Below are 14371 nucleotides of genomic sequence, written 5' to 3' on the forward strand. Positions count from 1 at the left end.
GTCAGCGTGCTCCCGTCATCACGTCGTCGTTGACTATCGCCAGCCGTCCGTCGAGATCTCGTTCGACGAACAGGCTTCGGCGTTGCGCAGGCGCGCTCTCCGGATGATCGCGTCGGGTATGGCACCCTCGGCTCTCACGGCGCTCGGCCGCGGCCAGCACGATCACCTCCGCCGCAGCGGTCAACGCTGCGTCCTCGACGGCGCGCGCATCCACCGGCGGTTCCGATACCACGCCGTGCGCCAGAACACCCTGCGCTGCAACAAGACCCGCTGCATCTCGCACCACTCCGACCTCGGCGGTCATGGTTCGCTGCAGTACCGCGCGGTCGATACGGGAATACGTGGGCATTGCGACATCGGAAATGCTGCCGTGTCTGCCGACTCGTTCGACGGCCACGTAGGCCGCACGCTCACCGACGACGAGACCCTCGAGCAGACTGTTCGACGCCAACCTGTTGGCTCCGTGCAAGCCGGTGCGCGCCACTTCACCTGCGGCGAGCAAGCCGGGAACCGAGGTGCGCCCGGATGTATCCGTCGCCACGCCCCCGCACGAGTAATGCGCTGCAGGTGCCACCGGAATCAGGTCTTTCGCCGGATCGATGCCGGCCTGTAGACATGAGGCGGTCACGGTCGGGAACCGTTCGTGGACGCGTTCCACCGCGCGGGCATCCAGCAGAACGTGGTCGTCACCACGCTCGTGCAGCAGCTCGGCGATGGCGCGGGACACCACGTCGCGTGGCGCGAGGTCGCCGAGCGGGTGCACTCCCGCCATGAAGGCACGGCCGGTGACATCGACCAGGCGGGCTCCCTCTCCTCGCACCGCCTCGCTGATCAACGGGCGACGGCCTGTGGACCCGGCGGCGAACAGCACCGTCGGATGGAACTGCACGAATTCCAGATCCGCGATCCGAGCACCGGCGTCGAGCGCGAGTGCGATGCCGTCGGCCGTCGCGCCCGGCGGGTTGGTGCTGCACGAGAAGAGTTGTCCCAGTCCGCCGGTCGCGAGCAGCACCGTCGGGCAATGAACGACGCCGACACCGCGAGGCCCGCGCACGAGCAGACCGACCACCTCGCCGTGGGTGGTCAGTACCCGCAGCGCGGTCGTGTCGAAATGCACAGTGGGCACGGACGCGTCCAACGTGCGCTGCACCTCCGCTCCGGTGGCGTCTCCCCCGGCATGAACGATGCGACGAACGCTGTGGCCACCCTCGCGGGTCCGCGCAACGGTGCCGTCGGCCGCTAGGTCGAACTGAGCGCCCGCAGCTTCGAGCGAGGTGATCGCCGCCCGCCCGCCGGAGACGATGGAACGCACCGCGTCCTCGTCGCACAGGCCGGCACCGACGACGCAGGTGTCGGCCACATGCGATTCGATAGAATCCTCGAGTTCGGGGCCGACGACCGCGATCCCACCCTGGGCGTACTGCGTCGCGGTGTCGGTGGAACGCCCCTTGCTGACGGTCAGCACCCGCAGGCCGCGAGCTGCCGCCGTGCGAGCCGCGGTGAGTCCGGCAATTCCACCGCCGACCACGACGAGATCGGCCGCGGTTTCCCACGCGACCGATGGATTCACTCGCCGCCGCCAGGGGTGCCGATCTCGATCATCCGCTGCACCGACTTGCTCGCGATGTTCGCGGTCTCGAGGTCGACGTGCACCTCGTCGCGCCCCTCGACGAGGCAGCGCAGCAGAGCAGCAGGGGTGATCATCTTCATGTAGCCGCACGATGCGCGGTCGTTGACGGCGAGGAAGTCGACGTCGGGTGCCGCCATCCGCAGCTGATGCAGCATGCCGATCTCGGTGGCGACCAGAACCTGCTTGGACGCGGTGGTGCGGGCAGCGTCGAGCATGCCGCCGGTGGAGAGGATCTTGACCTTGTCGGCGGGTACGAACCCCTCGCCTGCGAGGTACAGAGCCGATGTGGCGCAGCCGCATTCGGGGTGCACGTACAGCTCGGCATCGGGGTGGGTGCGAGACTTCTCGGCCAACTCGTCGCCGTTGATACCGGCGTGCACATGGCATTCTCCGGCCCAGATGTGCAGGTTCTCGCGCCCGGTCACGCGCTTGACGTGCGCGCCGAGGAACTGATCGGGCAGGAACAGGGTGTCGCGGCCCGGATCGATCGACTCGACGACCTCGACGGCGTTCGACGAAGTGCAGCAGATGTCGGTCAGTGCTTTGATCTCGGCGGTGGTGTTGACGTACGAGACGACGACGGCGTCGGGAAAATCGGCCTTCCATTCGCGGAGCTGGTCTGCGGTGATGGAATCGGCCAGTGAGCAGCCGGCGCGCTGGTCCGGGATGAGGATCGTTTTCTGTGGGCTCAGGATCTTTGCCGTCTCGGCCATGAAATGAACTCCGCAGAACACGATCGTGTCCTCGGAGACCTCGGCGGCCATCCGCGAGAGCGCGAGCGAGTCGCCGACATGGTCGGCAACGTCCTGAATCGCAGGCAGCTGGTAGTTGTGCGCGAGCAGCGTCGCGCCGCGCAGATCGGCGAGCCGTCGAACCTCTGCCGCCCACTCGGGAGTTGCCTCCACTCCCCCGTAACCACCTGCTCCGTCGACGATGTCGCGAACTCCGGCGAATGCCGAGTCCAGGATGTTCACCCGGGTAGCGCTGCTGGTCATGACGGTTCTCCTTCACCGATCATCCGGTCGTCGGTGACCGAATTTCCTCCGAGGGAGTTTTCGACCTATGATCGAAAACGTGACCTATCGTAGCACCGTCCACGAAGTACTCATTGCGGTGTTCCAAGTTCGAGCCTTTTCCGACCCCGACGCCCCGGAACTGGCGGTGCTGCTGTGGCAGCGCGCCCTCGACCCCGAGGCCGGCACCTGGTCGCTGCCCGGTGGCACGCTGCGCGACGACGAGAACCTCGCCGCCTCCGCGCGCCGTCAGCTCGCCGAGAAGGTCGACGTGCGCTCGGTGGCGCACCTCGAGCAGCTGTCGGTCTTCAGCGAACCCGAACGCGTACCGGGAGATCGGCGGATCGCGTCGACCTTCCTGGGCCTGGTACCGATCTCGGCCGAGCCGACACTTCCCTCGGACACCGCATGGCACCCGGTTGCGGCACTGCCCGACATGTCGTTCGATCACGGAACCGTCGTCGCGCACGCGAGACATCGACTGGTCGCCAAACTCTCGTACACCAACATCGGATTCGCACTGGCTCCGGTCGATTTCGCCATCTCGTCGCTGCGCGAGATCTACGGTGCCGCACTCGGATATCAGGTCGATGCCACCAACCTGCAGCGGGTGCTGAGCCGGCGCGGAGTGATCGAACCCACCGGACGGCGCGCGCCGTCGGGCAAGGCCGGTGGTAGGCCGCCTGCACTGTTCCGCTTTGCCGACAACAGCATTCGAGTCACCGACGAGTTCGCCGCATTGCGACCGCCCCAGGCGTGAACGGCTGCTGTCAGTCGGCTCGATTCGAGTCGAACGACGGTGGCGGCGGGAAGAACTCGACATCGAGGTCGTCCGGATCGGGATCGGTGTGTTGCAGATTGTCGTTGGGATTCATCGCGGCCAGAAGCATGATCACCAGCGAAGCCATCAGCGCCTGAACGATCAGCACCTGCGGAGTCTCGATACTGGGCGCAACGGTGACGATCGACCCGACCGCCGGATCGGTGACCTTCGGAAACCGAAGAGCAGCAATCCCGTTGCCCACCAGGATCGCAGCGACCGAGCCGACGAGTGCGCCGACGAAGACGGCACCGAACAGCCGTGGCCCCCGCTCGGACCTCCACAGCCACCACCCGATCGGGAGAACGAGACCGAGGGCCAAGGAAAGGAACGAGAACATCGCAAGCCCGTCGAAGCTGTGCAGGCTCTCCCCGGTCAGGGCCGCCCCACGATCCTGCGCCACCACGAGCAACTGCTGCGCCGGTGCCAGGAATCCCCACAGCATCCCACCCAGAGCCGAGACTGCCACCGAGATTCCGACAACCACCGACAACACCCGAACGGTGCTGCTCCGCGGCGGCACTTCGAGAACGTCCGACGTGACCACCTAGCGCCTACCCGTCGTGGCCGAATCGACGAGGCCGTGACGCGAGCACAGCGACGTCCACCCGTCGGGGACGATCTGCACCACCAGGCGGCGACCGCATTCTGCGCAGAACCGCGGCGGCTCCAAACCGAGCCGGACGGCGACCGACAACGAACCCGCACTCACCTCGGCTCCGGCGTCGACAGGCCGACCGGTGTACGGGTCGTAGTGGGTCTCGCTCGTCATTCGACCCACCCTAATACGCCCATCAGATCGTCGAGTTCAGCGCTTTGATCGGCATCTGCAGCTCGCCGAGAAGATCGAGATCCTGCTCCGCCGGGCGGCCGAGTGTCGTCAGGTAGTTGCCGACGATGACGGCGTTGATCCCGCCGAGAATTCCCTGCTTGGCACCGAGGTCGCCGAGGGTGATCTCGCGTCCGCCTGCAAATCGCAGAATCGTGCGTGGCAGAGCGAGACGAAACGCGGCGACGGCGCGCAGAGCATCGGACGCCGGCAGCACATCGAGATCTCCGAACGGCGTTCCAGGCCTGGGGTTGAGGAAGTTCAGGGGCACTTCGTCGGGTTCGAGAGCAGTGAGATCGGCGGCGAATTCGGCCCGCTGCGCGAGCGTCTCCCCCATACCGAGAATTCCGCCGCAGCACACCTCCATGCCGGCCTCCCGCACCATGCGCAGGGTATTCCACCGCTCCTCCCAGGTATGGGTGGTCACCACGTTCGGGAAATACGAGCGAGAGGTCTCGAGATTGTGGTTGTACCGATGCACGCCCATCGCCGCGAGCTGATCGACCTGGTCCTGGTCGAGCATGCCGAGCGAGCACGCGATATCGATCTCGACTTCGTTCCGGATGGCTTGGATACCGGCGGCGACCTGCGCGAGCAGCCGAGCGTCGGGGCCGCGCACCGCCGCGACGATGCAGAATTCCGTGGCTCCGGTCTTCGCGGTCTGCTTCGCAGCTTCCACCAGCGACGGAATGTCGAGCCACGCAGCACGAACCGGGGAAGCGAAAAGTCCGGACTGCGAACAGAAGTGACAGTCCTCGGGACACCCACCGGTCTTGAGGCTGATGATTCCTTCCACCTCGACCTCGGGCCCGCACCACTTCATCCGCACCTCGTGGGCCAACAGCATCGTCTCCTCGAGACGGTCGTCGCCGAGCTCGAGAACCTCGAGAACCTGAGATCGATCGAGCGCGATGCCGTCGCCGAGCACCTGAGTACGCGCCGTGCGCAAAATGTCCATTCCGGGTCCCCTCGTAGTCGAACGGCATCATCATTGAACACCGTTCAAGTTGAACGACGTTCACGTTAGGCGCCGGGCTCGGCTACTGTCAAAGCGAAGATGCGTCGAACGACTTGGGGGCAGCAGTGCAACTGAACAGGCAGGACGTCCTGGACGGCGCGATCGCCATTCTCGACGAGTACGGCCTGGCAGACCTGACGATGCGGCGACTCGCTATGTCGCTGCACGTGCAACCCGGCGCGCTGTACTGGCACTTCCCCAACAAACAGACGCTGCTCGGTGCCATCGCCGATCACATACTCTCCGGTGCCGATGCGCCGTCCACCGAAGATTCGTGGGACGCACAGATCGGGCAGATCGCCCACCGACTGCGCGACGCCCTTCTCTCCCGACGCGACGGTGCCGAATTGGTGGCCGCGACCTACGCGTCGAGGCTGACCACCAGCCACATTCGCGAACGCATTGCCGCCGTGTGCATTCGAGCGGGACTGCCGCGACGCGACGCGGAACTCACCGCCGACACGTTGCTGTACTACATCCTGGGCCAGACCGTGGACGAGCAGGCGCGCCTACAGATGGACTCCGTCGGAGCCCTCACGCCCGACGCGTCACCGCTGTTCGAAGAACCCGACCCGACGAGCAGATTCGATTTCGGACTGAAGCTCTTCCTCGACGGAGTACGGCATACCGCGGCGGACCGCATCCGCCACTAGTCGATCAGAATTCGGCGAAGACGATCCGCCCGTTCCCGTTGTCCAAAGTCATGGTTCCGTCGTCCCGAGACCACCGCGGGGTGGAGGTCAGGAACTCCGACAGCCACCGGTCCTGCTCCATCAACGCCTCCGGGCAGGCCATCCGCGTCGACCCGAGAGAGTCGATGGTGATCCTGCCCTGCGAGGTGTCCACGGTGCCGAACAACCTGTTGCACCCGGCCTCGGCCGAGATTCGGTCGTCGACGAACTCGAGCCTGACCGTCGTTCCGGCGACCGGCGTGTAGGAGTCGGGTGCCTCGACCGACGAGTACGTCTTGCCGGCCGGGAATTCACCGTACGAGTCGGTGCACCCGGAGGCCACCGCACTCGCACCCAACGCGAGAGCGACCAGCGCGCGCCGCGCGTCAGCCACCGAAGATCGGCCCCAGACCGGCCGCACCGGCATTTCCGCGGGACGCGAACGGGTTGTCGTGCACCATGTACGTCCAGGTCGACGTCGGGCGTCGCAAGCCCGCTTCGTCCAGATCGATTCCGTCCGAGGTGATCTCGGCCGACTCGAACGTAGCGTGCGAGAGATCCATCGCCTTGGAGGACACCGTCTTGAACGCCTCGACAGCGATCCGGTGGTACTCGTCCAACGGATTCTCCCGACCCAGTGCGCGCAGGTGAATACTCTCGCGCACGTCGGCGAGGTGCGCGAGATAGTCCGACCACGACCGATCGAGGTGGTACAGAACGATCTGACGGGCGACCTCGACCAGAGTCTCCTCGGACACGTTCTCGCGCAACTCCTTCGAGCGCGCAGGCGCGTGCTGCTCGAGTAGCGTCAACGCCTCGTCGGTGTCGAGCAACGTGGCCCGGCGGCGGTCCAGGATCTCACGGTGCTGAGCCGTCAGCTGGTTGTAACGCCAGGTACGCGAATGTATCTCGAGCATCTGACCCTCGGCGATGCGCTGTGCATGATCGACGCGGTCGGCCGCAGCCGAGGAAGTGAACATTCCGCTCTCGTCGGTGTCCTTCGGTGCATCCTTGTCGCCGATGTTGTTCTTGACGACGTCGTCCTCCCAACTGCCGAAGAACAGCGAGCGCCCTGGATCTCCCTGCCTGCCTGCACGTCCGCGGAGCTGATTGTCGAGACGCTCGGTGGTGTGACGACCGGTACCGAGAACGAACAGTCCGCCGAGCTCGGCAATACGTTCGCGATCGGTGCCCTCGGGACCACCGAGCTTGATGTCGGTTCCGCGCCCGGCGATCTGCGTCGATACCGTCACTGCGCCGTGCACACCCGCCGCGGCGATGACCGCCGCTTCCTCGGCGTCGTTCTTGGCGTTGAGTACCACCACGTCGACGCCCGAGGCGGTGAGCGTCTCGGCCAGCGCCTCGGACTCGGCGACATCGTGGGTACCGATGAGAATCGGCTGACCGGTCTCGTGAATCTCTTTCACCTGCAATGCAATTGCAGCGTTCTTGTGCTCGATCGTGTCGTACACACGGTCGTCCTCGTCGACGCGCACTGTCGGCACATTGGGGGCGATGACCGAGACACCGAGGCTGTAGAACGTGCGAAGCTGCTCCCCCGCCGCCATGGCCGTACCGGTCATACCGCACACCGTTGCGTACCGGTTGATCAACGCCTGCACGGTGATCGTGTCGAGAATCTCACCGGTCTCGGTGGGGGCGAGCCCTTCCTTGATCTCGACCGCGGCCTGCAACCCGTCCGGCCAGCGCTGCAGTTCGGCCACTCGGCCACGTGAGGCGTTGATCAGCTGCACGCGTCCGTCACGAACGATGTAATCGACGTCGCGCTGGACCAGCACCTGGGCGTGCAGGGCCACGTTGACCGCAACCAACGTCGTCCCTACGTGCTGCTCGGAGTACAGGTCGATTCCGCCCAGTTCCTTCTCCATCCGCAACGCGCCCTCGTCGGTGAGGAACACGTTGCGTCCTTCGGCATCGGTGTCGAAATGAACGCCCTTGTCCAACAACCGGACTGCATCCATGACCGTCGAAGTCGAGACGTCACCGGAGACCGAACCGGCCAACACCAGCGGAACGAGCGCCTCGTCGACCAGCACGGAATCGGCCTCGTCGATCAGGGCAACGTCCGGCACGGGCGCGACCAGATCGTCGCGGTCGTTCACCAGATGATCACGCAGAACATCGAAACCAATTTCGTTGACCGAGGCATAGGTGATGTCGCAGGCGTAGGCGGTGCGCCGCTCCTGGGCAGTCGAGGACTCGCCGATGGAACCTACGGCGATACCGAGGGACTCGAACAGCGGTTGCATCCACTGCGCGTCGCGTTGCGCGAGAAAGTCGTTGACCGAGATTACGTGCACCGCGCGTCCGGACAACACGTATCCGACGGCAGCGATCGCGCCGGCCAACGTCTTGCCCTCGCCGGTTGCCATTTCCACCACGTCACCGGCGAGCAACCGCACGGCACCGTGCAGCTGCACGTCGAAGGGCCGTAGCTTCAGCGCACGCTCACTCGCCTCGCGCGTCAGCGCCAGATACCGCGGAACGTCGAGACGCTCGGCGGCGTCGACACGCAGCGCGGCCGCCTCGGTCGCCAATTCACTCTCGCTCAGGGCGGCTGCCCACTCCGCGTGCTCCCGGGCCCGGTCGACGCTTCGACGCGAGGTGCTCTGCGCCTTCTGTGCGGATCGGCCGAGTACACGCCAGAATCGGTCGGAGCCCAAAGCCATCTGTTATCCCTACCTGAGAAAGAAAAACCGTTCTCGCCCACAGTACCGATGCGGCTCCGCCCAGCTCTAGGCATCGAGCGGCGTCGTCACCGCGATCCGGCGCGTGCCGTCGTCCAACGTCACCACCTGATAGGCATTGCGCTCGGTTCCCACCGGCGAACCGTCGGAGTCGAGGTTCTCGAGAAGAAGATGCCCGACCCAGATACCCGGCACCTCGGCCTCGGTGACGATGTCGCGGGCCCGCACACCCTCGATTCCGCGCGACCGATAGTAGGTCTGCCCCTGCCGAAAGAACTCTCGGGTCTGCTGCGGCTCGGCGATCGCCGCACATCCCCGCGCTGTGACCGCCAGAGCCGGATAGTTGTAGATCTCGGCCAGACCGTCGAGATCACCCGAGGTCAGGTACCCCGTATAACGAGCGAAGAAGCTGTCGACCGATTCGTTGTCAGGTGTCATATCGACAACGGTAGGACCCATTCCCGTCAGGGCTGTGTCGGGAATCGGGAAAAATTCGGACGGTGCCGAAGCAGAATGCGCCCCGGTCGCTCGACAGCGCACTCACCCTGCGCCGCGTCGCGCGTCAGCAGCGGATCGTCGAGTGGCTGGGGTCGGCGGCTGCGCCGTTGACCTCGCCCGAACTCGCGCAGCGGCTCGGGGTCTCCGTGCGCACCGTCGAACGCGACCTCGCCCGGTTGCGTGAGTCCGGGGTCCCCCTCGATGCGGTGCCGGGTGTGCACGGCGGATCTCGGCTGGCAAGTGTCGCCTCGCCTCGGCCAGTGCGGTTGACCGCCCCCGAGATAGCAGCACTCATCGCCAGCCTCGCCGCTCTGGGGCCCACCGAAACCGACAGTGCCGCATCGGCAATGAACGCTCTGATCGAGGCATTGACCACCGAGTGATCCGGGAGTGGGAATCACCGTTTTTCACGCCACCAGGGTCAGAGTTGCGCAACCAACGCAGGCAATCCCGTCGCGGCCGTGGTGCGCCACCGGTGATCGGCCATGTCCGAGACCTCGGTCTCGACCGGGTTGATCTCGACCACCGTCGCTCCGGCGCTGCGGGCGATCGCGGGCAGCCCGGCGAACGGGTACACCACTCCCGACGTGCCGACGACCAGAACGAGGTCGGCCTCACGAACCGCGTGCTCGGCCGCCTCCCACGCGGCCTCGGGCAAAGATTCGCCGAACCATACCGCTCCGGGCCTGATCAGCCCGCCGCACAGCGGGCATTCCGGCGGCGGAACTCGCTGATCGGCCTCGGCCGGGGCGTCGGCCGCACCGTCGTCGAACGATGCTCGTGTTCCACAGTCGCTGCAGTACGGCTCGAACAGACTGCCGTGCACGTGCGCGAGAACCGTGGCCCCGGCCCTCTCGTGCAGGTCGTCGACATTCTGGGTGGCGATGTCCACGTGCGCCCGTTGCTGCCATTGCGCAAGTGCCACGTGACCGGCGTTGGGCTCGGAGCGTCGGACCAATTCGGCTCGCCATCGATACCAGCCCCACACCAGATCGCTGTCGGCCGACCACCCCTCCGGGCTCGCGAGATCTCTGGGGTCGAAGTCCTTCCACAATCCGCTCTGGGCATCCCGAAATGTGGCGATCCCCGACTCGGCGGACATGCCTGCGCCGGTGAGTACGGTGATCCGCGAGGCCTCTCGCGCGGAGTCCACGACGGGCTTCGGAACGGCTACGGGCGACTGGTTCTCGGAAGTGCTCACCCGGTTATTGTGCCGAGCGGTGTGCCACGTCGCGCTACCGTGGTCGCATGAGCATCGACACCACCGCGCGCACTCGACGACGCCGGCCACTGTGGTTGGCCGCCGGCGCAGCTGCCGTCGTGGTGGTGGTGGCTGTCGGGGTTCTGTGGCTGGCACCGAGCCGGTACCTCCCGTGGGACACCGAAGCGTTCCCCGAGGTGAGCACCGGCGAGCTGACCGCCGATCAGGCTCGGGTGGTCGAACTCCTGCGTACCGAGCACGAACTGCAGCGTCCGGGCACGTTCTACGCCGAGGGCGTCGAGGAAGCGTGGTGCGCCGATTTCGTCAGCTGGATCATGAAGGAGGCCGGCCTGCCGTTGTCGAACCCCCATTCGGGTTCGTGGCGCATTCCCGGCGTCTACACCCTGCAGGAGTACTACCAGGAGCAGGGACGATTCGAGGCCGTCGGCGACTACACGCCATCGGTGGGCGATGTGGTGCTCTACGACAACACGAGCTTCAGCGGACAACACACCAACGTGATCGTCGCAGTCGACGGCGACGAGGCCGTCACCGTCGGCGGCAACGAGGCCGGCAAGATCAGAGTGCACACGCTGCACTACGAATCCGATTCCGGGGTAGTCGGATTCGGTCGACTCCAGAGCTGACGGTCACTCCGGCGGGATTGCATCTGCGTCACCGTACGAACGAGCGCCGCCGTCTCGTTTGGCTCGATAGAGCAACATGTCCGCGCGGTCGAAGCAGTCGTCGACGGACTCCCCGGCACGCAGTGTCGTGTAGTCGGCAGAGAAGTTCTGTCCGTCGGGCACGACCGCCGACAACTCGGCCAGCACGGCCGACATGGTCGTCGCACCCACGCCGGGCATCACCAGAGCGAACTCCTCGCCGCCCCATCTGGCGATGGATCCGCGGCCACCGAGCAGGTCCTCGACAGCAGCAGAGAACTGGATCAACAGCCGATCTCCGCGTCCGTGCCCGTACTTGTCGTTGTACGACTTGAACCGGTCGAAGTCGAGCATCGCCAGAGCCAATACGACATCGGCACCGCGCGGTGTCGTCAACTGATGCAGCCGATCTCGCCATCCACGCCGGTTGAGCAATCCGGTGAGGGCATCGGTCTGCGCGGCCTGCCGAAGGTCGTCCTCGACGCGCCGACGATCGGTGGTGTCGTGCACTACAGCCATCGTCCACCGAATGCCTCCGGGGCCCGGGACCTCACTGGCCGAGACCCATCCCCACCGGACCGTGCCGTCCGGATGCAGGTAGCGCTTCTCGACGTGCACCGATTCCCCACGCGCCTTGGCGTCGGCCATGATCTGTTCCATGGCGGCATGCTGGGCCAGATCGTCGGGATGAGTGAACTCGCGAGAGGACCGGCCGGCCAACAGGTGACGGGGACAACCGACGATGGCCGCGTACGCCTCGTTTGCGAGAACCAACAATCCGTTCTCGTCGGCCAGGGCCAATCCGACCGTGCTGGCCTCGAACATCTCCCGATACCAACGTTCGGTGTCGACCATCTTCAGCCGGTCTCTTCCTCGAACAGTGCAAGCCACGTCGAATCGCACGGACCACCGAGAATACTCGGTGCGTCGCACCCGGGCGGCACGTGAGCAGGGCTCTGCCGATCTTGACCTTGACATAGCGTCACGGTTCACACTGAACACATGAGAATCGGATCCCTGGCCGACGCCGCCGGAACGACACCTCGAACAGTGCGGCACTATCACCGTCTCGGCCTGCTCGGTGAGCCACGCCGTCTGTCCAACGGGTATCGCGAGTACACGATCGACGACGTGGTTCGACTCATGAGAATCCGCTGGCTCGCCGATGCCGGAATGCCCCTCGGCGCGATAGCAGCCGCCCTCGACCGGTCCGAGGCGGACGAGAGCAACGTGGTCGCCGATCTACGGGCTCTGCTGGCCGGTATCGAATCGGAGCAGAAAGCGTTGGCGCACAAGCACACTCGACTGTCGGTCCTGCTCGACGACGCCGTCGAGCATCGTCCACTGACCGCTCTGCCGCGCGATGCGGCGGACACACTTGCCGCATTGATCGATGCCGCTGCGGAGACCGAGCGAGAAGCGCTGCTCCGTAAGCGTGACCTGCTCGAGGTGATGGCGATCGCGGGCACCGTCCCCGCATCGTTCTTCGAGACGACGACAGCGGCGCTGGTCGATCCCGGAACCCGGCAGACATACCTGGCGCTCCTGCGTAGATTCAGCGCGCTCGAAGGCCGAGACGTCGACGATGCCGCAGACGACATCGATTCGCTCGCAGCAGAATTGGCCTCGATGCTCGATATCGGCGCTCTTCTCTCGGCTGCGCCCGACGACACTGCCGACGAGACCGGCCCGCTGAGCATCGACGACATCGTGCCCGATCCCGCTCAGCGCGCAGTGATCATCGAAGCCACCGCACGTCTGCAGACCACCGAACCGAGCAGACCGGGTGATAGTCGATGACGGTCGTCGCGACGGTGGACCGAGCGAGCATCGTCTCCACCCGAGTTCACCGCCGCTTCGGCGTCGTGTCGCCGACGCTCGACGGCGGCCGACTCGTCCTACCGAATCAGGACGGCACCACCGTCGACATCGATTTGTCCTGCGCAACAGTGGTGTCCGTGCCCGCACCCCTGCGGCGGTGGAGGGTCGAGGGTAGTGCCCACTCCTTCGGCCTTCACGTGGACGATCCCGCGGCACTGGTCGCAGCGCTCGGTCGGTCCGCCCCCTCGATCGGATCCGCGTCGGCGCGTCGGAGCAGTCCGGTTGCGAACAACAGCACCATCAAGGCCGCCGCGGTGATACCGGATCCGGCCCAGATGGGCGAGGTGTAGCCGAGACCGGCCGAGATCGTCACACCACCGAGCCACGCGCCCAACGCATTTCCCAGGTTGAACGCGGCGATGTTCGCGCCGGACGCCATCGTCGGAGCGTCGGATGCGAACGACATCACCCGCATCTGCAGCCCCGGGACCGTCGCGAAGCCGAACGCACCCATCAACACGAGGGATGCGATCGTCGCCGGGCGACTCTCCGCGGTGAGCGCGAAGAAGACGAGTACGACGGTCAGTGCACCCAGCAGAATCGTCAGCGATCCGGTGAGGTTGCGGTCTGCTGCCTTGCCGCCGAGGTAATTGCCGACGAACAATCCACCGCCGAACAGCACGAGCAGCCACGGCACCGAACTCGACGCGAAGCCACTGACGTCGGTGAGCGTGAACGCGATGTAGGTGAACGCACCGAACATGCCGCCGTACCCGAGCACCGTGACCGCGATGGACAGCCACACCTGCACCGACCGGAACGCGCGCAGCTCTCGACGCAGATTGCTTACCTCACCGCTCCCGTTGTCACGAGGAACGAGGGCGGCGATACCGATCAGCGCAACGACGCCGATCACCGTGATCGCCCAGAACGTCGAGCGCCAACCGTGGTTCTGACCCAGGAACGTCCCGAACGGAACTCCGAGGACGTTGGCGGCGGTCAGACCGGCGAACATCATGGCGATCGCACCCGCCTTCTTCGCCGGCTCGACGAGGCTGGCCGCCACGACGGCACCGATGCCGAAGAACGCTCCGTGACACAGCGCTGCAACGACGCGGCCGAGCAGCATCATTTCGTAGCTGCTCGACAGTGCGGAGACGAGATTGCCGACGATGAACAGACACATCAGTGCGAGCAGGACACTCTTGCGAGGAAACCGTGTCACGGCGGCGGTGACGAGCAGGGCCCCGACGACCACGGACAGCGCGTAGCCCGTGATGAGCCAACCGGCCGTGGCCTCGCTGACCGCGAAATCGGCCGCGACTTCGGGCAGTAGCCCCATGATGACGAATTCGGTCAAACCGATTCCGAATCCCCCGATGGCGAGGGCGAGCAGGCCGAGTGGCATGTCCGATACTCCTGATTGGAATATGCGTACGCAATTATCGCGCTATCGCGTGTAGTTGCACGCGCTGAGCAAATGCTTGCATACGCGCT

Annotated in this window: 16 protein-coding genes; 5 read left to right on the top strand and 11 right to left on the bottom strand. The window is 65.6% G+C overall.

All coding sequences use genetic code 11. The annotated features are described in order from the left end of the window. Position 1: 1 nt before the first annotated feature. Together CH283_RS15080 and nadA are read right to left on the bottom strand one after the other, a co-directional pair. On the bottom strand, positions 2-1570 hold the full coding sequence (locus CH283_RS15080; protein WP_094640103.1) for an L-aspartate oxidase: 1569 nt from the start codon (positions 1568-1570) through the stop codon (positions 2-4). Continuing rightward, the gene (gene nadA, locus CH283_RS15085; RefSeq protein WP_176460261.1) at positions 1567-2625 is read right to left on the bottom strand and encodes a quinolinate synthase NadA; all 1059 of its coding nucleotides are present in this window, start codon (positions 2623-2625) and stop codon (positions 1567-1569) included. The genes CH283_RS15080 and nadA overlap by 4 nt, the downstream gene beginning before the upstream one ends. 67 nt (positions 2626-2692) lie before the next feature. On the opposite strand from nadA, the gene CH283_RS15090 reads away from it, so the two are divergent. Continuing rightward, positions 2693-3403, top strand: a complete 711-nt coding sequence (locus CH283_RS15090) for an NUDIX hydrolase (RefSeq protein ID WP_176460262.1) — start codon at positions 2693-2695, stop codon at positions 3401-3403. Positions 3404-3413: 10 nt separating this feature from the next. On the opposite strand, the gene CH283_RS15095 is transcribed toward CH283_RS15090, so the two are convergent. From CH283_RS15095 to bioB, 3 genes are read right to left on the bottom strand one after another with little or no spacing between them, the layout of a single operon-like run. Then, a complete protein-coding gene (locus CH283_RS15095) occupies positions 3414-4010 on the bottom strand; it encodes a DUF2567 domain-containing protein (RefSeq protein ID WP_255183228.1) in 597 nt (198 codons plus the stop codon). After that, on the bottom strand, positions 4011-4235 hold the full coding sequence (gene bsaP, locus CH283_RS15100) for a biotin synthase auxiliary protein BsaP (protein WP_094640104.1): 225 nt from the start codon (positions 4233-4235) through the stop codon (positions 4011-4013). Positions 4236-4257: 22 nt separating this feature from the next. Beyond that, positions 4258-5250, bottom strand: coding sequence for a biotin synthase BioB (gene bioB / locus CH283_RS15105; RefSeq protein WP_094640105.1), 993 nt, complete (start codon positions 5248-5250; stop codon positions 4258-4260). Between the two features lie 125 nt (positions 5251-5375). On the opposite strand from bioB, the gene CH283_RS15110 reads away from it, so the two are divergent. After that, positions 5376-5963 (top strand): TetR/AcrR family transcriptional regulator C-terminal domain-containing protein, encoded by a 588-nt coding sequence (locus CH283_RS15110; RefSeq protein ID WP_094640106.1) that lies wholly within the window; start codon positions 5376-5378, stop codon positions 5961-5963. A gap of 4 nt (positions 5964-5967) precedes the next feature. Here the strand turns inward: CH283_RS15110 and CH283_RS15115 are convergent, their stop codons facing one another. From CH283_RS15115 to CH283_RS15125, 3 genes are all read right to left on the bottom strand, one after another. After that, on the bottom strand, positions 5968-6375 hold the full coding sequence (locus tag CH283_RS15115) for an META domain-containing protein (protein WP_068052689.1): 408 nt from the start codon (positions 6373-6375) through the stop codon (positions 5968-5970). Continuing rightward, on the bottom strand, positions 6368-8671 hold the full coding sequence (secA2, locus tag CH283_RS15120) for an accessory Sec system translocase SecA2 (RefSeq protein ID WP_094640107.1): 2304 nt from the start codon (positions 8669-8671) through the stop codon (positions 6368-6370). The genes CH283_RS15115 and secA2 overlap by 8 nt, the downstream gene beginning before the upstream one ends. Positions 8672-8737: 66 nt before the next feature. Then, the gene (locus tag CH283_RS15125; RefSeq protein WP_094640108.1) at positions 8738-9127 is read right to left on the bottom strand and encodes a hypothetical protein; all 390 of its coding nucleotides are present in this window, start codon (positions 9125-9127) and stop codon (positions 8738-8740) included. Positions 9128-9189: 62 nt separating this feature from the next. Here CH283_RS15125 and CH283_RS15130 point away from each other — a divergent pair, with 62 nt between their 5' ends. Continuing rightward, complete coding sequence (locus tag CH283_RS15130; protein ID WP_231893909.1) at positions 9190-9570, top strand: helix-turn-helix transcriptional regulator; 381 nt, start codon at positions 9190-9192, stop codon at positions 9568-9570. 38 nt (positions 9571-9608) lie between these two features. On the opposite strand, the gene CH283_RS15135 is transcribed toward CH283_RS15130, so the two are convergent. Then, complete coding sequence (locus CH283_RS15135; RefSeq protein WP_094640109.1) at positions 9609-10388, bottom strand: SIR2 family NAD-dependent protein deacylase; 780 nt, start codon at positions 10386-10388, stop codon at positions 9609-9611. 47 nt (positions 10389-10435) lie between these two features. Here CH283_RS15135 and CH283_RS15140 point away from each other — a divergent pair, with 47 nt between their 5' ends. Continuing rightward, the gene (locus tag CH283_RS15140; RefSeq protein WP_094640110.1) at positions 10436-11035 is read left to right on the top strand and encodes a CHAP domain-containing protein; all 600 of its coding nucleotides are present in this window, start codon (positions 10436-10438) and stop codon (positions 11033-11035) included. Positions 11036-11038: 3 nt separating this feature from the next. On the opposite strand, the gene CH283_RS15145 is transcribed toward CH283_RS15140, so the two are convergent. Then, entirely contained in the window at positions 11039-11908 is an 870-nt protein-coding gene (locus CH283_RS15145; protein ID WP_176460263.1) for a GGDEF domain-containing protein, read from the bottom strand. 147 nt (positions 11909-12055) lie between these two features. On the opposite strand from CH283_RS15145, the gene CH283_RS15150 reads away from it, so the two are divergent. Then, the gene (locus tag CH283_RS15150) at positions 12056-12853 is read left to right on the top strand and encodes a MerR family transcriptional regulator (protein ID WP_094640112.1); all 798 of its coding nucleotides are present in this window, start codon (positions 12056-12058) and stop codon (positions 12851-12853) included. Between the two features lie 214 nt (positions 12854-13067). Here the strand turns inward: CH283_RS15150 and CH283_RS15155 are convergent, their stop codons facing one another. Next, positions 13068-14282, bottom strand: coding sequence for an MFS transporter (locus CH283_RS15155; protein WP_068051889.1), 1215 nt, complete (start codon positions 14280-14282; stop codon positions 13068-13070). Positions 14283-14371 lie beyond the last annotated feature (89 nt).

The organism is Rhodococcus sp. 05-2254-2 (genome assembly GCF_002259095.1).
Classification (GTDB): domain Bacteria; phylum Actinomycetota; class Actinomycetes; order Mycobacteriales; family Mycobacteriaceae; genus Rhodococcoides.